This window comes from Blattabacterium sp. (Nauphoeta cinerea), from assembly GCF_000471965.1.
Lineage (GTDB): Bacteria > Bacteroidota > Bacteroidia > Flavobacteriales > Blattabacteriaceae > Blattabacterium.
This window is the reverse complement of the sequence record NC_022550.1, coordinates 50,355-73,833: the sequence shown is the minus strand read 5'-3', so window position 1 is coordinate 73,833 and position 23,479 is coordinate 50,355. Positions and strand designations below refer to the sequence as shown.

16 protein-coding genes and 1 pseudogene are annotated in these 23,479 nt (G+C 25.5%); 9 read left to right on the top strand and 8 right to left on the bottom strand.

Annotated features, from left to right (window positions below):
* Nucleotides 1-60: 60 nt before the first annotated feature.
* A complete protein-coding gene (locus tag K645_RS00360) occupies nucleotides 61-1,809 on the top strand; it encodes a PD-(D/E)XK nuclease family protein (RefSeq protein ID WP_235043317.1) in 1,749 nt (582 codons plus the stop codon).
* On the opposite strand, the gene leuB is transcribed toward K645_RS00360, so the two are convergent.
* The 4 genes from leuB to K645_RS00340 are packed head-to-tail and all read right to left on the bottom strand — an operon-like array spanning nucleotide 1,803 to nucleotide 6,052.
* Nucleotides 1,803-2,861, bottom strand: coding sequence for a 3-isopropylmalate dehydrogenase (gene leuB / locus K645_RS00355; RefSeq protein ID WP_022564899.1), 1,059 nt, complete (start codon nucleotides 2,859-2,861; stop codon nucleotides 1,803-1,805). The two genes, K645_RS00360 and leuB, sit on opposite strands and share 7 nt — an antisense overlap.
* Nucleotides 2,858-3,457 (bottom strand): 3-isopropylmalate dehydratase small subunit, encoded by a 600-nt coding sequence (gene leuD, locus K645_RS00350; protein WP_022564898.1) that lies wholly within the window; start codon nucleotides 3,455-3,457, stop codon nucleotides 2,858-2,860. Before leuD ends, leuB begins: the two co-directional genes overlap by 4 nt.
* Nucleotides 3,432-4,832, bottom strand: coding sequence for a 3-isopropylmalate dehydratase large subunit (gene leuC / locus K645_RS00345; RefSeq protein WP_022564897.1), 1,401 nt, complete (start codon nucleotides 4,830-4,832; stop codon nucleotides 3,432-3,434). The genes leuD and leuC overlap by 26 nt, the downstream gene beginning before the upstream one ends.
* Before the next feature lie 2 nt (nucleotides 4,833-4,834).
* Nucleotides 4,835-6,052 carry a 2-isopropylmalate synthase gene (locus K645_RS00340; RefSeq protein ID WP_022564896.1) on the bottom strand — a complete coding sequence of 406 codons (1,218 nt, stop codon included), beginning with the start codon at nucleotides 6,050-6,052 and terminating at the stop codon, nucleotides 4,835-4,837.
* Nucleotides 6,053-6,191: 139 nt separating this feature from the next.
* Here K645_RS00340 and K645_RS00335 point away from each other — a divergent pair, with 139 nt between their 5' ends.
* Both K645_RS00335 and tyrS read left to right on the top strand, forming a co-directional pair.
* Nucleotides 6,192-7,775 (top strand): hypothetical protein, encoded by a 1,584-nt coding sequence (locus K645_RS00335; protein WP_022564895.1) that lies wholly within the window; start codon nucleotides 6,192-6,194, stop codon nucleotides 7,773-7,775.
* A 382-nt stretch (nucleotides 7,776-8,157) separates the two neighbouring features.
* Nucleotides 8,158-9,438, top strand: a complete 1,281-nt coding sequence (tyrS, locus tag K645_RS00325; protein ID WP_022564894.1) for a tyrosine--tRNA ligase — start codon at nucleotides 8,158-8,160, stop codon at nucleotides 9,436-9,438.
* 6 nt (nucleotides 9,439-9,444) lie between these two features.
* On the opposite strand, the pseudogene era reads toward tyrS, so the two are convergent.
* A pseudogene (gene era, locus K645_RS00320) lies at nucleotides 9,445-10,322 on the bottom strand (GTPase Era).
* A gap of 14 nt (nucleotides 10,323-10,336) precedes the next feature.
* Entirely contained in the window at nucleotides 10,337-12,961 is a 2,625-nt protein-coding gene (clpB, locus tag K645_RS00315; RefSeq protein ID WP_022564893.1) for an ATP-dependent chaperone ClpB, read from the bottom strand.
* A 94-nt stretch (nucleotides 12,962-13,055) separates the two neighbouring features.
* On the opposite strand from clpB, the gene prfB reads away from it, so the two are divergent.
* Genes prfB through menD form a run of 6 tightly spaced genes read left to right on the top strand, consistent with a single transcriptional unit; the run spans nucleotide 13,056 to nucleotide 19,572 of the window.
* Entirely contained in the window at nucleotides 13,056-14,150 is a 1,095-nt protein-coding gene (gene prfB, locus K645_RS00310) for a peptide chain release factor 2 (RefSeq protein WP_022564892.1), read from the top strand.
* Nucleotides 14,151-14,172: 22 nt separating this feature from the next.
* Nucleotides 14,173-15,564, top strand: a complete 1,392-nt coding sequence (locus K645_RS00305; protein ID WP_022564891.1) for a hypothetical protein — start codon at nucleotides 14,173-14,175, stop codon at nucleotides 15,562-15,564.
* Nucleotides 15,561-16,424: an agmatinase gene (gene speB / locus K645_RS00300; protein ID WP_022564890.1), complete on the top strand. Its 864-nt coding sequence runs from the start codon at nucleotides 15,561-15,563 to the stop codon at nucleotides 16,422-16,424. Before K645_RS00305 ends, speB begins: the two co-directional genes overlap by 4 nt.
* A gap of 16 nt (nucleotides 16,425-16,440) precedes the next feature.
* Nucleotides 16,441-17,145 (top strand): (d)CMP kinase, encoded by a 705-nt coding sequence (cmk, locus tag K645_RS00295; protein WP_022564889.1) that lies wholly within the window; start codon nucleotides 16,441-16,443, stop codon nucleotides 17,143-17,145.
* Complete coding sequence (gene fabG, locus K645_RS00290; protein ID WP_022564888.1) at nucleotides 17,142-17,876, top strand: 3-oxoacyl-[acyl-carrier-protein] reductase; 735 nt, start codon at nucleotides 17,142-17,144, stop codon at nucleotides 17,874-17,876. Before cmk ends, fabG begins: the two co-directional genes overlap by 4 nt.
* Before the next feature lie 7 nt (nucleotides 17,877-17,883).
* Nucleotides 17,884-19,572, top strand: a complete 1,689-nt coding sequence (menD, locus tag K645_RS00285; RefSeq protein WP_022564887.1) for a 2-succinyl-5-enolpyruvyl-6-hydroxy-3-cyclohexene-1-carboxylic-acid synthase — start codon at nucleotides 17,884-17,886, stop codon at nucleotides 19,570-19,572.
* A gap of 122 nt (nucleotides 19,573-19,694) precedes the next feature.
* On the opposite strand, the gene K645_RS00280 is transcribed toward menD, so the two are convergent.
* Both K645_RS00280 and secA read right to left on the bottom strand, forming a co-directional pair.
* Nucleotides 19,695-20,039, bottom strand: coding sequence for a vancomycin high temperature exclusion protein (locus K645_RS00280; protein WP_235043323.1), 345 nt, complete (start codon nucleotides 20,037-20,039; stop codon nucleotides 19,695-19,697).
* A gap of 117 nt (nucleotides 20,040-20,156) precedes the next feature.
* Entirely contained in the window at nucleotides 20,157-23,444 is a 3,288-nt protein-coding gene (gene secA, locus K645_RS00275; protein WP_022564886.1) for a preprotein translocase subunit SecA, read from the bottom strand.
* Between the last annotated feature and the right edge of the window lie 35 nt (nucleotides 23,445-23,479).

Below are 23,479 nucleotides of genomic sequence, written 5' to 3'. Positions count from 1 at the left end.
CCAGGAGATAATCATTTGACTATTCCATTAGTCCATTCTATAAACAAATTAGGAATTAGTATGTCTTTCAATATTAATTATTCATTAAATGATATTCCTATTCATTATACTTTTTATTCTATATTTCAACTACTGTTAAAAAAAAATCAATTCAAAAAATTCACCAAAAAAGATGTTATAACAGTATTATCCAATGGATATATTCAAAAATTTTTTATAAAAAAAAATTCCATATTAAAAAAATTGAATATAGAAAATGATTCTGATTTTATTAGTGAAAGTATAATTAAAAGATATTTATATAAAAATGATTTGTGGATTATTTTTCAAATTCCAACTCATAATATAAAAATGATTCTTATAAGTATTATTGGCTTTATTAGAAAATTGAGAAAATTGTTAATTACGAATATTAGGAAACATTTTTTAGAATTAAAATTCATTTTTAAACTTGAAATTTATATACAAAAACTAAGAATAATAGCCAGAAAAAATAAAAATTTTTCTATAGGAATTAATGATGTATTTCATATGTATGAACAGTTTATTTATACAGAAAAAATACGATATGTCCGTAAAAATAGAAGAGGTTTATATATAACAGGGTTTCAAGACATTTTTTTAGAAAATTTTGATATTGTGATCATTACATCTTTTAATGAAGGAGTCATTCCCCCGAATCATGATAATAAGTCTTTCATTCCTTTTGATATATTACAAATCAATAATATCAATGAAGATTTTTATTTTCATCATTTTACAAGAATTATTCAATTTTCAAAACAAACATATTTAATATATAAAAATCAACCAGATGAAATTAATTCTGGAGAAAAAAGTCGTTTTATATACAGAATGGAAATAAATTCTAAAATCTATACAGAAAAAAAAAATAAACTTTTGGAGCCTATTTTTCCTGTAAGGTCAGAAAAACAGTCTATTGTAATTTATAAAACAAAATCTATAATTTATTGTTTACATGAGTTAATTAACAAAGGTTTATCTCCATCTTCTATTCATCTGTACAATTATAACCCCCTTTTATTCTATTATAAAAAAATACTTAAGTTAAATGATCCAGAAAATACGTCTTACAAAAAAAAAGTGGGAAAAATTATCCATAAAATATTAAAAATTTTATATGATCCCATAAAAGGAAATTGGATAACTATTGATTGTATCCATAAAATGAAAATAAATTATGAATCTATTATAAAAAAAGTTCTTTTGAAAAGAGAAGAAATTATTGAAGGAAATAATATGTTTTTTTATTATATCATAAAAAATTATATAGAAAATTTTATTTCATGGGACGAAAAAATTATTAAAAACGGACATAAAATTTTTTTAAAAGAAATAGAATGTGAAGCATATGCGATATTAAATATCGGATCAAAAAAAGTAAATTTGCATGGTATTATAGATCGTATAGATGAATATGATGGAATCATTCGTATTCTTGATTATAAAATAGGAGTTTCAAAAATTAAAGAAATTAATATTTCTTCGAAAAATATTGAAAATATCTTTTATGATACAAATCATGCTAAAATTATGCAGTTACTTATTTATGTTTATTTGTGGTTTAAATCTTCTATATCTAAAAAAAATAATAAAAAACCTCTTATCATCGGAATTGTTTCTCCTGAAGAGAGTGGAAATATATTACAAGTTCCTATAAATATTTTCAATCTTCAAAAAAGAAACATAACATATGAAGATTATAAAATAAACGTTCTCCCATTTCTTATTAAAAGAATTTCTGATATTCTAGACCCTAATATTCCAATTATAGAAACAATTTATTGATTTATAATATATTTTTCTATATAATCACCCACTTCTTCAGTAGTAGAAGATAATTTTGAATCAATAATATCTGGTGTACATATTTTTTCTTCAATAGAATTTTGAACAGCTTTTTCTAAAAGATTTTTTTCTTTATACATTCCAAAATATTCTAACATCATAGAACCTGAAAGAATACATCCCAAAGGGTTTGCAATATTTTTTCCTTTTGCTTGAGGATAAGATCCATGGATCGGTTCAAACATGGATTTATCATATCCTATAGAGGCTGAAGGCAATAAACCCAAAGAACTTGTTAAAATGCTAGATTCATCTGAAAGAATATCTCCAAACATATTATCTGTTAAAATGATATCAAATTTGTTAGGATTCATAATAATTTGCATAGATGCATTATCTACATATAAAAAATCCAGATATACATCTGGATAATCGAACGATATTTTTTTAATAACCTCTCTCCACAATCTAGAAGTTTCTAATACATTAGCTTTATCCACTAATGTTACTTTCTTCTTACGAAGAAAAGCAGCTTTAAAAGCCATTTCCCCAATTCTTTCAATTTCCGCTTTAGAATAAATACAATAATCATAAGCTTCCTCTCCATTTTTACGACGGCCTTTTTCTCCAAAATAAATTCCACCTGTTAGTTCACGATATATAATAAAATCAATTTTATTTAAAAATTCCTTTTTTATAGGAGATTTATCTAATTTAGGAAAGACAACTATAGGACGAATATTACAATATAAATTCATCTTTTTTCTGAGCTTTAATAATCCGTCTTCAGGTCTCATACCTATTGGGGAATCATCATGTTTTGGGTCCCCTACGCAACCAAATAAAACAGCATCTGATTTTAGACAAATATCTATAGTTTCTTCTGGCATAGGAGATCCAAATTTTTCTATAGCTTTAGATCCAGCTAAAACATTTTTATAATGAAAATTATGACCATATTTTATAGCTATGGAATTTAAAGCTTTTATAGTTTGTTTCATCACTTCAGGTCCGACTCCATCTCCTTCTATTACAGAAATATTTTTTATCATATTATAAATATTTTTCTATTTTTTTCAAAATTTTCTATATCATCTTTTATAGAGATCAAAAAATCTATATCATCATAACCATGAATAAAACAATTTTTTTTATATGGATGTATATAAAATTTATAAAATTCTCCTGTTTCTATAATTGTCACTTTCTGATTAATTAAATTTACTTTTACTTGAAGATTTGGATTTTTTTCAATTGCATTAAATAATTTTTTTAAAAAAAATTCAGATACTTCTATAATTAATAATCCATTATTTAATGCATTTTCTTTAAAAATATCAGCAAAAAAACTAGATATTATCACTCTAAATCCATAATAAAAAAGAGCCCATGCAGCATGCTCTCGACTGGATCCACAACCAAAATTTCTTCCTGATAAAAGAATTTTTCCATGAAAATTAGGATTATTTAATATAAAATTTTTATTTAAAGATCCATCTTTTTTATAACGCCAATCCATAAAAAGATTTTTTCCACATGTTTCACGTTTAATTTCTTTTAAAAAACGAGCAGGAATAATTTGATCTGTATCTATGTCCTCTATAGACAATGGAACAACTTGACTAATTAACGTTGTAAATTTTTTCATGAATATATTTATTAATATCTACAATTTTTCCTTCAATAGCTACAATGGCTGCAGTTAAAGGGCTAGCAAGTAAAGTTCTAGATCCTGGCCCCTGTCTTCCTTCAAAATTTCTATTAGATGTGGAAATACAATATTCACCTGCAGGGATTTTATCTTCATTCATACCTAAACAAGCAGAACATCCTGGTTGACGAAAATCAAATCCAGAATCTTTAAAAATCTTATCTAATCCTTCTTTTCTAACTTGTTTTACTACTTGATTTGATCCAGGTACTATCATCGCTTGTACATGAGTTGCTTTATTTTTACCTTTTATTATAGAAGCGACTAATCTTAAATCTTCTATTCTAGAATTTGTACAACTTCCTATAAAAATATAATTAATTGTCTTTCCTATCAAAGATTCTCCTAATAAAAACCCCATATAGTCCAGAGATTTATGATCTACGTTTAATTTGGGAATTGGATCAGATATTTTGATTGACATTCCAGGATTTGTTCCATATGTTATCATAGGTTCAATATTTTCAGCATTGAATACATATTCCTTGTCAAATATTGTATTGTCATCTGTTTTTAAGGACTTCCAATATTCTATGATTTTTTTTTCTTTTTGTTTAAATTTTTGGAATCCATTACATTTTTTTACGTAATCGAAAGTAATTTGATCTGGAGCTATTAATCCGCCTTTTGCTCCCATTTCAATACTCATATTGCAAATTGTCATTCTCCCTTCCATACTCATTTTATCAATAATAGACCCTGCATATTCTACAAAATATCCAACTCCAGCATCCACACCTAATTTTGATATAATGTATAAAATCACATCTTTTGGAGTAACTCCTTTTCTAAGATTTCCATTTAATTGGATTTTCATTTGTTTAGGCTTGGATAATAATAAACATTGACTGGCCATTACCATAGTGATTTGACTGGTCCCAATTCCAAAGGCAATACATCCAAAAGCCCCATGAGTCGAAGTATGACTATCTCCACAAACTATTGTCATCCCAGGTAAAGTATGACCTAATTCAGGACCAATCACATGAACAATTCCATTATTTTTATCTCCTAATCCATATAATGTGATTCCAAATTTTTTACAATTATCTGTTAATAAGTTGATTTGATTTCTAGATAAATAATCTGAAATAGGTAAATGTTGATTGATGGTAGGGACGTTATGATCTGCTGTCGCTATAATTTTATTCTGTCTTAAAATAGATAAATTTCTTCTTTTCAACTCTATAAAAGCTTGAGGACTTGTTACTTCATGTATATAGTGTCTATCTATATAAAGAACATATATTTCATTTTCCAATTTTTTAACAACATGCGAGTCCCAAATTTTATCAAATAATGATTTTGACATTTTTATAAAACATTTATTCTTATCCCATTTGTATGAGTATGTAAAACTTTATTAGTTTTTCCATTATTTAAATTAGCTTTTTCTAATATTGCTTTTAATTCTATATCAGTGATTTCTTTCCTTTCATCTGCATGTTTTAAGAAAACAGAATAAACTAAATCTAAAGAATTTTTATTTAAAAAATAACCCAATTTTTTATAACGATAAGCTAAAGCTGCTCTTCCACTTCTAGCTGTAAGAATTATTGAAGATTTATCAATTCCAACATCTTCTGGATTAATACTTTCATAAGTTTCTCTTTTTTTAATAACTCCATCTTGATGAATTCCAGAAGAATGAGAAAAAGCATTAATTCCTACTATAGCTTTATTCGCTTGTACTTTCATTCCTGTGCATTCTGAGACTAAATAACTTGTAGAAGAAATTAATTTTGTATTAATATTAGTAAATAAATTTAAATGAGAATTTTGTTTAATAATCATAACAATCTCTTCTAGAGATGTGTTTCCAGCTCTTTCTCCAATCCCATTAATAGTACATTCTATTTGTTCTGCTCCATTCATAATACCAGCCAATGAATTAGCTGTAGCTAATCCTAAATCATTATGACAGTGAGTAGATAATATAACTTTATGAATCCCTTTCACATTTTCTTTTAAAAATCGTATTTTATTTCCATATTCTTCCGGTAAACAATATCCTGTTGTATCAGGGATATTAATAACAGTTGCTCCAGATTTAATCACATTTTCACAAACTTTGGCTAAAAATTCATTTTCTGTACGTCCTGCATCTTCAGCATAAAATTCTACATCTTCTACAAATCTTTTTGCATATTTTACCGCATATATACCCCTTTCTATGATTTTTTCTGGAGTACTATTAAATTTATAACGAATATGGCAATTTGAAGTTCCTATTCCTGTATGAATTCTAGACCTTTTTGCATATTTTAATGCAGAACCAGCTATTTCTATATCCTTTTCTACGGCTCTAGATAAAGCACAAACTATTGTATGTGATACTGATTTACAAATTTCTTGAACAGATTGATAATCCATTGGACTTGAAGTAGGAAATCCAGCTTCTATCACATCCACTCCTAAAAGTTCCAATTTCTTAGCTATTTTTAATTTTTCTTTTGTATTCAGTTTACATCCTGGAACTTGCTCTCCATCTCGTAAAGTTGTATCAAAAATTTGTATTCTATTTTTTTCCATATTATTGGATTATTTTCATCAAAACTATTTTTTACAAAAAGAAAATAGAAATAAATTATTATAATACTTACAATATCTAATTATTAGAATTATATTCTATTCATCTATAAATCATATTCAATATTATTATAATATTACAATGTCTAATTACAATAATAACAAGTCAGATCATCTTTTATTATTAATTCAAACTTTATCAAAATCCGAAAAAAGAAATTTTAAACTTTATGCAAATCGTATAAGAAGAAATAAATCCGCTAAGTTTATGAAACTGTTTGAAATTATGAGAAAAATGAATTTTTATAATGAACAAAAGATATTAAAAGACACCTCTATAAAAAAAGAACAATTATCTAATGTAAAAGCTCATTTATATAAACAAATTTTAACGAGTCTTAAAAAATTACAGCACACTATAGAAAATCATGACATACAAATACGTGAATATTTAGATTTTTCTAAAATTTTATACAATAAAGGTTTATATATACAAAGCTTAAAATTATTAGGAAAAGCAAAAATGATCGCTAGATCTTGTGAATCCAATACCATTCTTCTAGAGTTGGTTGAATTTGAAAAAATGATAGAATCTCAACATATAACTAGAAGTCTTTATTCTAGATCTGGAGAATTATCCACAGAATCAAAAGAATTAATTGAGAGAATTCAATGTAAAAATGCGTTATCTAGTCTTTCTTTAGAATTATATGGTTTATATCTAAAGGTGGGATATGTCAGAAACAAAAAAGATAAAATATTTATAGAAACATATTTTCGTACAAATCTTCCCAAATTTGATATTGATAAACTTAGTTTTTACGAAAAGTTATTTTTATACCAATCTCAAGTATGGTATCATTCTATTAGACAAGATTTTATAATGTGCTATAGATCATCTTCTAAATGGATAGAATTGTTTCAAAGCTATACAAAAGTAAAAAAAATAGCTCCTGTAAGTTATTTAAAAGGATATCATTACTTACTAGATACTTTATTCTATTTGAATCATTATTCAAAATTTATTCATGTATTTAAACAATTTGAAAAAGAAGTGAAAAATGGAGAAATACCTATAAATGGAAATACTAAAATATTAATTTTTATGTATACATACACGAACCGTATCAACAAACATTATATGGAGGGAAGTTTTTCGGAAGGAGTGAAAGAAATAATTCCGTCATTATTTGTAGAATTTAATAAAATTTTCAATCGTTTGGATTCTCATTATATTATGATTCTTTATTATAAAATTGCTTGTTTATATTTTGGGAGTGGAGATAATAAAAATGCTATTCTGTATTTGTCAAAAATTATGGAAAATAAAAGAAAAAATTTACGTCAAGATTTACAATGTTTTGCAAGACTTTTATATTTAATTGCATGTTATGAAAGTGGATTAGATGAAAACATGGATCAAAAAATTCAATCTACATATAAATTCTTTATCCAAATGGATGATTGGTATATTGTACAAAAAAAAATAATTTTTTTTTTCAAAAATTTGGGAAACGTATATCCACATCAAATTAGAAATCAATTCAAAAAATTAAGAGATGAATTAGTTAAATATTACAATCATCCTTATGAAAAAAGAACTTTTTTATACTTAGACATTATTTCTTGGTTAAATTCAAAAATAGAAAATAAATCTGTGGAATTTATTATAAAGGAAAAATTTATAAAAAATAACCTAAAATTATTTAATTCAACAAAAATATGACTCTAAAAAAAAGAATCATAAAATATGAAAAAATAAAATGAATAAAAGCTTTGAATGATAAATTTGAAAGACCATAACAATAAATGATAGAATAAAAAAAAATAAAAATACTAAAAAATAATTTTATTGTATTACATAATATATAAATATATATAGTGTATTTATATTTTTTTGTTATTCCCAAAAAAAATAGAAAAAACAAACTGTTTACAGGCAATAAAAAAACATATATTTTCCATACAAAAGGAAAATCTTTTTTAAAAAAAATAATACTAAAAATAATGTGAATTAAACCAAAAAAAAAGTATACAAATTGTATATCACGATTTTTTTTATCATAATCGCATAATAAAATTGTTTAAAATTACTATTATTTTTTACTATGGTAAATCCAAATATTATTGATGAACTCTCATGGAGAGGGTTAATTAAAAACAAAGTCCCTGGGATAGAATATATTTTAAAAAAACCTACTACCATGTATATAGGGTTTGATCCAACATCTGATTCTTTGCATATAGGGAGTCTTTTAGCTATTATTATGTTAATTCATTTTCAAAAAAATGGACATAAATTTTTAGTATTAATTGGGGAAGCTACAGGATTCATAGGAGACCCTTCAGAAAGAAAAAATAAAAGACCTTTTTTAGAGAAAAAAATATTACAAAAAAATACGGAATCTATAAAAAATCAAATATCAAAACTTTTAAAGTTTTTTTCAATAAAAATAGAATTGCTAAATAATTTAGATTGGATTAAAAATATTTCTTTTATAGATTTTATCCGTGAAATAGGAAAACATTTTACTATAAATCATATGATATCTAAAGATTCTGTAAAAAAAAGAATTAATAGTAAAGAAAATGGAATATCCTTTACTGAATTTTCTTATTCTCTTATACAAGGATATGATTTTTTGTACTTAAATCAAATTAGGAATTGTCAATTACAAGTGGGAGGGTCTGATCAATGGGGAAATATCACGACAGGTATAGAATTGATTCGAAAAAAAACAGGAAAAAAAGCGTATGGAATTACTTTTCCTTTAATAGTAAAACCTAATGGAATTAAATTCGGGAAAAGTGATAAAGGAGAAAATATATGGTTGGATGAAAAAAAAACATCTCCATACAAATTTTATCAATTTTGGATGAATATTTCTGATTTTGAAATTGAAAAATATATAAAAATATATACTTTTTTATCTAAAGAAAAAATTGATAATTTAATTTATGAACATAGAAAATATCCAAATAAAAGACTATTGCAGAAAAAATTAGCGAGTAAAATTACTGAATGGGTTCATGGAAACAAAATTTCCAAACAAGTGACAGAAATTACGAATATTTTATTTGATAAAAAAAATGAACCTTTTCAATTACTAGACGATAAAATTTTTATTTCCATATATAATCATATCCCGCATATGCTTATATCTTATGAAGAATTTGAAAAAGGAATTTTTTTATTAGATATTTTAAAAAAAATAGGTTTATTTTCTTCTAAAAGTGAAGCCACCCGTGCTTTAAAAGCCAACTCAATCCGTTTAAATAAAATTCTTGCAAAAGAAAATATTATAATTCAAAAAGAAAACATAATAGGAAAAAAATACATTTTATTCCAATTTGGAAAAAAAGAATTTTTTATTATAAAGGTCGAATGAATTCATTCAATACCCAAAATTTTTTAATTTTTTGTAATCATATCGCCAATTTTTACAAACTTCTACATTAAATTTTAATTTAATTTTTTTTTGAAAAAAAAATTCTATGCTTTTTATAGAAAAAAATTTCAATTTTTTAATAGCATTTCCTTTTTTTCCTATTAAAATTCCTTTTTGAGAATATCGTTCTACATATATATATGATAATATATATATAAAAGCGTTTCGAACTTTAAAAAGTTCTGTATGTATTTCTACGGAGTAAGGAATTTCTTTTTTGTATAAAAAAAATACTTTCTCCCTGATTATTTCATTTACAAAAAAACGTTCAGGTCTATTACTTAAGTAATTTTTGGGATAATAAGGGGGATGTTCAGGTAATAAAGATACAATTTTATTTATTAATAGATCTTGATTCATTTTTTTTAATGCAGATATTGGTAATATTTCTGAACCGGGAAACAATTTATGCCAATAATTAACGGTATGATATAATGTATTTTTTTGTATTTCTATTTTATCTATTTTGTTTATTAATATAATAATGGGAACATTATCATTTTTTTTTTAATATGATTAAATATAGAAACATCTTCAAATTTTCCTATTTCTGTAATAAATAAAATGATATCAGCATCTGATAATGATTTTTCTACATATTGCATCATAATTTTTTGCATGGGATAAATAGGATTAATCACCCCCGGAGTATCCGAAAATATAATTTGAAAATCAGGTTGATTAATAATTCCCAATATTCTATGACGAGTTGTTTGTGGTTTATTTGTTATAATAGAAAGTTTTTCTCCTATGAGAAAATTCATTAAAGTGGATTTTCCTACATTAGGTGCTCCTATAATATTAACAAAACCAGATTTATGAATCACTTGTTAAAATTTTAAATATTGATATTTTCAATTTTATCTGATTGTCTAAATACAATTCCTTGTTCTTTAAAAAAATCTATTAAAATTTTATGATTTTTTTTTATTTTTCCTTTTATCATTTCTTTGGAAAGATTATTTAAAATATCATGTTGAATTACTCTTTTCAAAGGTCTCGCTCCAAAATGAGGATCGTATCCTTTTTCTGATAAATATTCTACTGCTTCATTCGTCGATTCTATATAAATGTTTTTTTTATGATATAGCAAATCTCCTAATTTTTTCATTTGTAATTTTACAATATCTTTTATCTCTTTTCTAGAAAGAGGTTTAAACAAAATGATTTCATCTATACGGTTAATAAATTCAGGTCTCATAATATTCTTTAATAAATCTATTAAAGTTTTTTTTGTGGCTTCTATTCTGTTACAAGAAACTTCTTGATACAAATTTTCTTGAATAAGATCTGATCCTATATTGGAAGTCATAATAATAATAGTATTTGTGAAATTAACAGTTCTTCCTTTATTATCGGTTAATCTTCCATCATCTAAAATTTGTAAAAGAATGTTAAAAACATCTGAATGAGCCTTTTCTATTTCATCTAATAAAATAACACTATAAGGACGTCTACGTATAGCTTCTGTTAATTGTCCACTTTCATCATAACCTATATATCCAGGAGGAGCCCCTATGAATCTACTTACAGAATGACGCTCTTGATATTCACTCATATCTATACGAACCATATTGTTATCATCATCAAACAAATATTCCGCTAAAGTTTTAGCTAGTTCTGTTTTTCCGACTCCCGTGCTTCCCATAAAAAGAAAAGATCCTATAGGTCTTTTCTCATCTTGTAATCCTGCTCTAGAACGTCGTATGGCATCTGCTATAGATTGAATAGCATCATTTTGTCCTATTACTCTTTTATGTAATTCTTTTTCTAAAAACAATAATTTTTCTCTTTCACTTTGCAACATTTTTGTAACCGGAATTCCAGTCCATTTAGATACTATTTGAGCAATGTCTTCTTTATAAACTTCTTCTTGTATCATTTTTTTTCCCTTATCTTCTTGTTTTTTTAATTCATTTTCTAGCGTTTTGACTTTTTTTTCTTCTTCTTTTATTTTTCCATATCTTAATTCCGCTACTCTTCCATAATCCCCTGATCTTTCTGCTTGTTCTGCTTCAAATTTGAAGCTCTCTATTTTATCTTTAGCTTTTTGAATTCCTTCAACTAAATCTTTCTCATTTTGCCACTGAGCTTGCAATTGTATTTTTTCTTCATTTAATTTAGATAATTCTTTTTTTAAAGGAATTAATTGTTTTTCGTCATTTTCCCTTTTGAGAGCTTCTATTTGTATTTCCATATGCATAATTTTTCTATGTAATACATCTAACTCTTCTGGTTTAGAATTAATTTCCATTCTTAGTTTTGAAGCTGCTTCATCTACAAGATCTATTGCTTTATCTGGTAAAAAACGTTCATTAATATAACGTTTAGATAATTCTACAGCCGCTATAATAGATTCATCTTTTATTCTTACTTTATGATGACTTTCATATTTTTCTTTAATTCCACGTAATATAGATATTGCATCAACGATGGAAGGTTCATCTACATATACTTGTTGGAATCTTCTTTCTAAAGCTTTATCTATTCTGAAGTATTTTTGGTATTCATTTAGGGTTGTGGCCCCTATCGCTCTAAGTTCTCCTCTGGCTAATGCTGGTTTTAAAATGTTAGCAGCATCCATAGAACCTTCTCCTCCACCTGCACCAACTAAAGTATGAATTTCATCAATAAACAAAATGATTTCTCCATCTGAAGATGTGACTTCTTTGACTACAGCTTTGAGACGTTCTTCAAATTCTCCTTTATATTTTGCTCCCGCAATTAAAGAAGCCATATCTAAAGAAAATACTTGTTTATTTTTTAAATTATCTGGAACATCTCCACTAATAATACGATGAGCTAAACCTTCAGCAATAGCTGTTTTTCCGACTCCGGCTTCTCCAATTAAAATGGGATTGTTTTTCGTTCTTCTAGATAAAATTTGTAAAACCCTACGTATTTCTTCATCACGTCCAATAACAGGATCCAATTTTCCTTTATAGGCCCATTTATTAAGATTTTTTGCATATTTATCTAAAGCATTATATATATTTTCTGTTGTAGAAGAAATCACTTTTCCGTTTTTTTTTCTTATACTTTCAATGACTTCTTTTATTTTTTTTTCTGTTATTCCTTGATGTTTCAATAATTTTGAAGTAGAATCAGAACTCATAAAAATTCCGTAAAAAATATGCTCTACAGAAATAAAATCATCTTTTAATAGATCCGCATAATTTTCTGCTATGTTTAACATTTTTGTGACATGTGAACTGAAATGTTGAGTAAAAGTACCACTTAAAATTTTGGGATAAGAGGAAATAATATGATCTAATCCAATGATTATTGATTTAGAATTTATTTTTAATTTATTTAGAATAAAAGGAATGATATTTTCTTCAATTTTTAAGATTGAGTTTAAAATATGTGCATTTTCAATAGATTGATGATTATTTTTTAATGCAAAATGTTGCGCCTCTTGTATAACTTCCTGTGATTTTATCGTAAACTTATTGTAATTCATATTAAGAATGAAATTAATATTTCATAATATAAAAAAAATTTGGAATCAGCATAGTTGTCAAAACTAATTATTTCAAAATATTTATTTTCGCATTATGATAAGAAAAGAAGAAATACAATCTATTTCAGAAAGAATTCATAAAATTTATGATATTTTAAAAATAGATCAAATAAAAGAAAATATAAATAAAGAACAAGAAAAAACATTAAACCCTGATTTCTGGAAAAATTATAAAAAATATAAAAAAAATTCTATAAAATACATACATAACATGAGAACGTGTATAAAAGATTTTATGGAATTAAAAAATGCTTTTGAAGAATTAGAAATAATATTTGCTTTTTGTAAAGAAGAAAATTTAGAAAAAGAATTAGAAATTCAATTTTATAAAACAAAAAAATTGCTTTTAAATATAGAATTTAAAAATATTCTTTCAGAAAAAGAAGATTCTTTCAATGCTATATTACAAATATCTTCTGGGGCTGGAGGAACAGAAAGTTGTGATTGGACTTCTATGTTAATGAGAATGTATTTTATGTGGGCAGAAAAAAGAAATTTTTCAGTTAAAAAGATTCATCATGTATCTGGAGATATTACTGGGATCAAATCTGTTACTTTGGAGATTGATGGCCTTTATGCTTTTGGATATTTAAAAGGAGAAAATGGAGTACATAGATTAATTAGAATTTCTCCATTTGATAGTAATTCAAAACGTCATACTTCTTTTTCTTCTGTATATGTTTATCCTATGATCAATGAAGAAATTCATATAGATATTAAAACATCAGATATACAATGGGAAACTTTTCGTTCTAGTGGAGCAGGAGGACAAAATGTTAATAAAGTAGAAACAGGAGTAAGATTACATCATATTCCTACAGGGATTATTATAGTCAATACAGAATCACGTTCTCAAATACAAAACCGTCAAAAAGCTTTGCAATTATTGAAATCTAGATTATTTGAAATAGAAATGATTAAAAAAAATAAAAAAAAGAAAATCCAAAAAAAAAAAATAGAATGGGGGTCTCAAATTAGAAACTATATTATGCATCCTTATAAATTAGTAAAAGATTTAAGAACCGGTTATGAAACTACACAAGTTCAATCTATTTTGGATGGAGAAATAGATATTTTTTTAAAAAAATTTTTAATCTATAATAAAGAAAGTAAAAAAAATACAAATTAATTTTATTATTCAATGAAATTCAATGAAAATCCGTTATTCTGATCTTATAGATCAAACCTTTGATTTTCCTACTGAGGAATTTTCTATAAAAAATAATTTTTTAGAATTCCACGGAATTCCATTAATGGATCTTATAAAAAAATATGGAACTCCATTAAAATTTACATATTTACCCAAAATATCTCAAAATATACGAAAAGCCAGGAAATGGTTTGAAAAAGCTATTCATTCCAATCAATATAATAACAAATATACTTATTGTTATTGTACAAAAAGTTCTCATTTTTCTTTTGTTTTAGAAGAAGCTTTAAAAAATAACATTAGCATCGAAACTTCGTATGCTTATGATATAGAAATTGTTAAAAATCTTTATAAAAAAGGGAAAACTACTAAGAATATTGAAATTATATGCAATGGATTTAAAACTGAAAATTATATTGAAAATATATCAGAACTTATCAATAACGGATTTTATAATACAATCCCAATATTAGATAATTCAGATGAATTAGAAAAACTAAGTTTAGTTATTAATTATCCTTTTAAATTAGGAATACGCATAGCTTCTGAGGAAGAACCTAAATTTGAATTTTATACCTCTAGATTAGGAATAGGATACAAAGATATTATTATTTTTTATTTAAACAGAATAAAAAATAACCCTAAAGTTGCATTAAAAATGTTACATTTTTTTATAAATACAGGAATAAAAGATACTGCTTATTATTGGAATGAACTTTTCAAATGTTTGCATATTTATGCTAAATTAAAAAAAATAGCACCAGAATTAGAAATTTTAAATATAGGAGGAGGTTTTCCTATTAAGACATCTATGTCTTTTAAATATGATTATGAATACATGACTAATGAAATTGTTTACCAGATAAAAAAATTTTGTAGAAAAGAAAATATTTCAGAACCCCATATTTATACAGAGTTTGGGGCTTATACTGTAGGAGAAAGTGGGGGAATTTTATATCAAATCCTCAATCAGAAACGTCAAAATGATAGAGAAAAATGGAATATGATAGATAGTTCTTTTATGACTACACTTCCTGATACTTGGGCAATAAGTCGTAGATTTATTATGATGGCAATTAATCGTTGGGATGATTCTTATGAAAGAGTTTTTTTGGGGGGGTTAACATGTGATAGTGATGATTATTATAATTCAGAACAACATATGAATGCAATATATCTTCCTTGTTTTCAACAAAAAATTCCGCTTTATATTGGATTTTTCAATACTGGAGCTTATCAAGATACAATTAGTGGATATGGCGGGGTCCATCATTGTTTAATTCCTCAACCTATTCATATATTGATAGATTATGACAAAAAAAAAAATTTTGTGTACAAAATATTTCGTCAATCACAAAGTCCGGAAGAAGTTCTAAAAATATTAGGTTATTGAAATTAAATACAAAAAAAACTTTTGCGGAAATCCCTAAAAAGTATGCAACACTTGAAAAATCTAAAACGGTACTTATCCCGGTTCCATATGATTATACTCAAACATGGAAAAAAGGGGCTAGAAAAGGTCCTAAAGCTTTTTTATCTGCAGCAAAACACATAGAATTATATGATATTGAAACCAATTCAGAAGTATATAGAAAAGGAATTTTTCTTGCCCCTTCTGTTGTAAATTATTCAGAATCTACAAAAATAATGGTTGAAAAAGTATATAATACTACAAAAAAATATATTTCTAAAAAAAAATTTATAACGTTTATAGGCGGAGATCACTCAATATCAATAGGTAGTATTAGAGCTTTCGGAGAACAATATACGAATTTAAGTATTCTTCATATGGATGCACATGCAGATTTACGTCCTATATACAAAGGAAATCCTTATAATCATGCTTGTTCTATGTATGAAGCATCCCAAAAACATTCTTTAATCCAAATAGGAATTCGTAGTATGGATATAATAGAGAAAAAATATATTCAAAAAGGAAATATATTTTATATGCATGAAATTTATCAAAATGATTTATGGATGCAAGATGCTATTCATAAATTGTCTAAAAATGTATTCATAAGTATAGATATAGATGTTTTTGATCCTAGCATAGCACCTTCTACAGGAACTCCAGAGCCGGGAGGTTTATCTTGGTATCCCACTTTAATATTTTTGAAAGAAGTTTTTAAAAGTAAAAATGTAATAGGATTTGATATTGTTGAGCTTTTACCTAATAAAAAGGAATATTCTACAGATTTTTTAACCGTAAAACTTTATTATAAATTACTATCGTATAAACATATCATATAAATGTGAATTCATCCATATGAATAATAGAAAAATTGTCATAGCTATAGATGGATATTCTTCATCTGGAAAAAGTACTTTAGCTAAAGCCATTTCCCAAAAATTACAATATCATTACGTTGATAGTGGAGCTATGTATAGAAGCGTAACTTTATTTGCTATTCAAAAAAAGGTTTTTGATAGTGATTTGTGGAATGTACAAAATTTTATTCCTCTTTTGAAAGAGATAAATTTGAAATTTAAATGGAACAAAAAATATAATCGAACAGATATTTTTTTAAACGAAGAAAATATTCAATCTAAAATAAGATCCGAAAAAGTAGCAACTAAAGTCAGTTTAATAGCGCAACTTCCAGAGGTTAGAAAAAAATTAACTCTTATACAAAGAAATATTGGAAAAAACAAAGGAATCGTTATAGATGGAAGAGATGCAGGAAATTATGTATTTCCTAAATCGGAATTAAAAATATTCATGAAAGGATCTATAGAAATTCGTTCTTACAGAAGATATCAAGATCTAAAAAAAAGAGGATATGAAGTTTCTTATGAAGAAGTCAAAAAAAACCTAATTTATAGAGATATAATGGATACTTCACGAAATATTTCCCCCTTGAAAAAACCTATAGATTCCATAGAAATAGATAATACATTTTTAAGTATAGAAGAACAATTAAATTTTATTTTTCAATTAATTAACAAAAGAAAAAAAATAAACATAATATGAAATTATTAAATGGAAAAATAGCTATAGTGACAGGAGGTTCAGGAGATATAGGCCAATCTATAGTCAAAACTCTTGTACAACATGGAGCTAATGTTATTTCTACATTTTTATCCTCAAAAAAGGAAGCAAAAAAATTAGAATTCGAATTTAAAGATTTAGTGAAAACATATAAAATAGATCTTGCGGATTTTAATTCATCGAAAAATCTAGTGAAAAAAGTGACCCAAAAATATGGTGGTATAGATATATTAGTGAATAATGCAGGAATTATAAGAGATAATTTTATATTGAAAATATCGAAAAAGGATTGGGATTATGTCATGAAAACGAATTTATATTCTATATTTAATTTAACAAAACACGCTATTCATCCTATGATGAAACAAAAAAAAGGAAGTATTATTAATATGAGTTCTGTTGTAGGATTGACGGGAAATATTGGTCAATCTAATTATGCCGCATCTAAAGCAGGAATTATTGGATTTACAAAATCAATAGCTAGAGAATTAGGAAAAAAAAATATTCGTTGTAATGCCATTGCTCCTGGATATATCGTAACAAAAATGAATGCTCATTTTAAATCTAAAATAAAAGAAGATTGGATAAAAAACATTCCATTAAAAAGACCAGGAACGCCTCAAGATATAGCTAATTCAGTTTTGTTCCTCGCTTCAGATTTATCAAATTATATTACCGGTACTGTGTTAAATGTAAACGGAGGGTTAATTTAAATCGTGAATGTATTCAAGTAAAAAAATTGTGCAAAGTTTAGGGGTGATTTTAAAAGCAAAATCTATATTTCATATAATTATATCTCCAGGATCTAGAAATGCTCCAATTATTATACATTTTACTCAACATAAAGATTTTAAAACTTATAGTATTGTAGACGAACGATGTGCAGGTTTTTTTGCTTTAGGAATAGCACAACAAATAAGAAAACCTGTAGTCATGAGTTGCACTTCTGGATCTGCCGTTGTAAATTATTATCCCGCAATTACGGAAGCTTTTTATCAAAATATTCCACTTATTTTAATAAGCGCAGATAGACCAAAAGAAATTGTAGATGTATTCGAAGGCCAATCGATTCATCAGGAAAATATTTTTCAAAAACATGTAGAAACTTCTATTCAACTGATTGAAAGTGAATCTAAATCAGGAATGTGGTATAATGATAGATTGATCAATGAATCAATCAATAAATGTATTTTGAAAAAAAAACCTATACATATTAATATTCCATTTTCAGAACCACTTTATAATACCACAAATCATTTACAAGTAAAACCTAAAATTATAAAATCTATACCTGTTAAAAATTGTATTGAAACATATGATTATAAAAAAGAACAATACATATGGAAAAAATATGAAAGAAAAATGATTTTATTGGGATTATATTATCCGGAAAAGAATATGAAAAAAATTTTAAGAAAATTAAGCTTGGATCCTACTATCGTCATTTTCACAGAAACCACATCTCATGTATACGGAAAATTTTTTTTCTCAAATATAGATCAACTTATTTTTAATATGACTTCTAATAAATGGAGAAATTTGAAACCTCATATTTTATTAACTATTGGAATAAATATTATATCTAAGAAAATAAAATTCTTTTTGAGAAAATATCCTCCAATACATCATTGGCATATCGGGGAACATTATGAAAATTATCCGGATACCTATTATAAATTAACTACTTATTGGCCTATCAATCCAGAATCATTTTTTAAAATTTTTTATAATCTTAATAAGATATCTATTTATACTTCAGATTACAGAAAAAAATGGGAAAAAATAAGAAAAGAAAAAATAAAGAAACATAATTCTTTTTTAAAAAAAGAAAGGAGTTTCTCAGATTTAAAAGTTTTATTTTTTGTATTTAAATCTATTCCTAATAATACTGTCCTACAATTAGGAAATAGTATGGTCGTAAGATATTATCAACTTTTTGATCAAAAAAAATACTCTATTAAATCTTATTGCAATCGTGGGACTTCAGGAATTGATGGATGCGTTTCTACTGCTATAGGTTCTGCTGCTATCATAAAAAAAACTGTTACATTAATTATTGGAGATATAAGTTTTTTTTATGATGGAAATGCTTTGTGGAATAATTATATTCCGAAAAATTTTCGTATTATACTTATTAACAATGGGGGAGGGAACATTTTTAAGTTTATTTCAGAAAATAAATTTTCTGAAAAAACATTCAATTTTTTTGAAACAAAACATATTTTTTCTGCGGAAAAAATATGCGAAATGTATCATTTAAAATACGAAAAAGCATCCAATCATAATGCTTTAAAAAATAGTCTATTATGTTTCTGGAAACAATCAAATCAACCTCGATTATTAGAAATCAATACTCAAAAATCTAATAATGCTAAAATTTTGAAAAAATACTTATCTTCTTTATCTTAAATCTTTAATGATCACATCCCACAAAGCCTTAATTCTTGCAAAAACTTCTCTGAATTGTATTTTACTATCAAAAGATAGACTTTTAGCATTAAATCCAATTACATCTAATCCTAAACAATTTCCTATAAAAATAGCTCTCTCATTATGAAATTTTTGAGAAATAATTGTAAATTTTTTTGATGAAAAATTTTATAAACCCTAACAATGGAATGCAAAGTACTAATTCCATAAAAATCTTCATATATAAAATGAGAAGGAATCCCTTTTTTAATTAATTCTTTTTTCATCATTTTAGGTTCATTATAGTTCTTATCTCTATTATCTCCACTTACAATGAGATAACGTATTTTTTTATGACGAAAAAGGAAATAAGCAGCATCTATTCTATACTTAAAATAAGCATTAACACCTCCTCCATGTAAATACTTAGAAGTCCCTAAAACAACACCAAATGTATTATATGGAATATAATTAATAGAATCATAACTTTTTCTTATTGACCATAAACTTATTCCAAGATAACAAGATATAATAAATAAAACAATAAAAAAAAATATACGTTTTATTTGTTAAATAAACACAATCTAAAAAGAATCATCTTCTATAACCCATTCTCCTTTTTCTAAAAAGGATTCTATATATTTAAATTTAATATTTTTAGTTTCCCCCGTAATTAAATGACGGATATTAATTTTATTATTTCTACCTAATTTTTTTCTATCTTTTCCTTTCATCAAAAGACTTGTTTTAAAATTATTTTTGTATTTTGAAAAACATAAAATATCTCCTATTCTAATAGAAGATTTAAGTAAAAAAGAAATAATTATTTTGTTTATATCGTAAACTCTTTCTTGAAATAAATTGAAAGCATTTTGTTTATAAACAATAAGAGGATCTTTTTGTTCAAAAACTGCATTTTGTACAGAATATCGCAAACTATCCATTTCACGTAAATGCTCTTTCCATTTTTCATCCATAAAACATAATATAGTCTTTTTTTCAAACATAGATAATAAGGATTTTCCTTTTGTATTATAGAATTCTTTTAAATCTGATATAAAAACGATATTCTGAGATCCATCTGTTAAAACAACCCGCATTTGATAAAATTCATGATTATTTACAATATTAGATATATTGGGTTTTATATCTTGATCAATCATTTTTACCTTTTTATTCTCATAAAAATTAATAATTATATCGTGAAGTTTATTAACACAATCACGTTCTTTATAAGATAAAAAGACATCTTCTTGTATAGGAAATTCAATCCCAAAAATCTGTATGAATTCATACTCCAAATTTTGGAAATCATTAAGAGATTTATTTACAGTAATCATTGCATCCAATAAAATATAAATCATATTTGAAATATCTAAACTTAATTCATTTCCACACAATGCATTTTTTCGTTTTTTATAAATAAATTCTCTTTGTTTATTAATAACGTCATCATAGTCTAACAAACGTTTTCGTATACTGAAATTATTATCCTCTATTCTTTTTTGTGCTTTTTCAATAGATTTGGTTAACAAAGGATGTTGTATTATGTCTCCTTCTTTATGTCCAAATCTATCCATCAATTTAGAAAGTCTTTCTGAATCAATAAATAAACGAATTAAATTATCTTCTAAAGACACATAGAACTGAGAACTCCCTGGATCTCCTTGACGGCCTGATCTTCCTCTTAATTGATTATCTACTCTTCTAGAATCATGTCTTTCTGTTCCTAAAACAGACAAACCTCCATTTTTAATAACTTCTTTTGAAAGTTTAATATCAGTTCCACGACCGGCCATATTAGTTGCTATAGTAACAGATCCAGAAAATCCAGCTTTTGCTATAATTTCTGCTTCCTTTTCATGTAATTTTGCATTTAATACATTATGTGGTATTTTCATGAATTTTAAAGCTCTACTTAGAAATTCTGAAATTTCAACGGAAGTAGTTCCCACAAGAACGGGACGTTTTTCATTTTTAGATAAGGAAATAATTTTTTCTATAACAGCATTATATTTTTCACGTTTAGTTTTAAAAACAAGATCTTGCAAGTCTTTTCTTTGTATTTTTTTATGTGTCGGAATTACTACCACATCTAATTTATAAATATGCCAAAATTCTCCAGATTCTGTTTCTGCTGTTCCTGTCATGCCGGATATTTTTCTATACATTCTAAAATAATTTTGTAAAGTGATTGTAGCAAAAGTCTGGCTGGAAGATTCGATTGGAACATTTTCTTTTGCTTCTATAGCTTGATGCAAACCATCAGAATAACGTCTTCCTTCCATTATCCGACCAGTTTGTTCATCTACTATTTTCACTTTATCTTCCAAAACAACATAATCCACATCTCTTTCAAATAAAGTAAAAGCTTTTAGTAATTGATTAATAGTGTGAATTCTTTGTGTTTTTATCGAATAATTTTTAAGAAGTTTTTTCTTTTCCTTTATTTCTTTTTCTTTAGAAAAATTTTTTTTCTCTATTTCAGTAAGTTCTACATTTACATCTGGTAAAACAAAAAAACCTATATCTTCTACATTTTTTGACAAAAATTCAATTCCTTTATCTGTTAATTCTACAGTATTATTCTTTTCATCGATAACAAAATAAAGATCTTGATCCACTTTATACATTTCTCTTCCATAGTCTTGCAAGTACTGACTTTCAGTTTTTTGTAAAATCAAACGAATATTATCTTCGCTTAAAAATTTTATCAGGGATTTTTTTTTGGGTAATCCACGATGTGCTTGAAATAATTTCAATCCTCCTAATTTTTTTTCTCCATTCTTAATTAAGTTTTTGGCTTCATGTAAAAAATTATTAACTATCACGTTTTGCTTATGAACTAAAGTTTTTACTTTTCCTCTAAATAATTCAAATTCTTCTTTATTATCTTTTTTTGGATCAACAGGACCCGATATAATCAAAGGAGTACGTGCTTCATCTATTAATACAGAATCTATTTCATCTATAATAGCATAATTTAATTCTCTTTGAACTAACTCTTCTTTAGAAGAAGCCATATTATCACGCAAATAATCAAATCCAAATTCATTATTTGTTCCATAAGTAATATCTGCTTGATAAGCTTTTTTCCGCATATACACATCAGAAGATGAATAATTATCAATACAATCCACTTTTAATCCATGAAATTCCATTAAAGGAGCCATCCAACTTGTATCTCTTCTAGATAAATAATTGTTTACTGTAACTATATGTACTCCTCTTCCAGATAAAGCATTTAAATAAGCGGATAATGTCGCTACAAATGTTTTTCCTTCTCCTGTAGCCATTTCAGCTATTTTTCCTTGATGTAACACAACACCTCCCATGAGTTGAACATCATAATGAACCATATCCCAAACCATTTTGGTTCCACATGCATTCCACTCATTTTTCCAAATAGTTTGATTTCCATTCAAATGAACATAAGATTTTATTTTTGATAATTCTTCATCAAAAGAAGTAGATGTAACGACAAGTTGTTTATTTTCTTTTAAACGTTTCGCTGTTTCTTTAATGATAGAAAAAGCCTGAGGTAAAATATTCATTAATACTTTTTGCTCTACTTTATAACATTCTTCTCGAATTCTATCCAAACTTGAATACATTTTTTCTAAAATATTGATGGAGCAAAATTTTTCTTGTATTTCTTTCAGTAATTTTTCTTCTTGATGATGAAGTTCTTTTGTAGATTCTTGTATAATGTCTTTAAAAGATTGAGTTTTATTTCTTAATTCATCATCAGATAATAACAAGATTTTTTTCTCTTCTTTTTTGATTTGAATCAAAAATTTTTGAACCTCTTTAAGGTCTCTATCGTTTTTATTTACTAATAATTTATTTAAAATTTTTCTTATAAAACTCATTAAACTAAAAAATCAATTATGCTAAACAAAGCAAT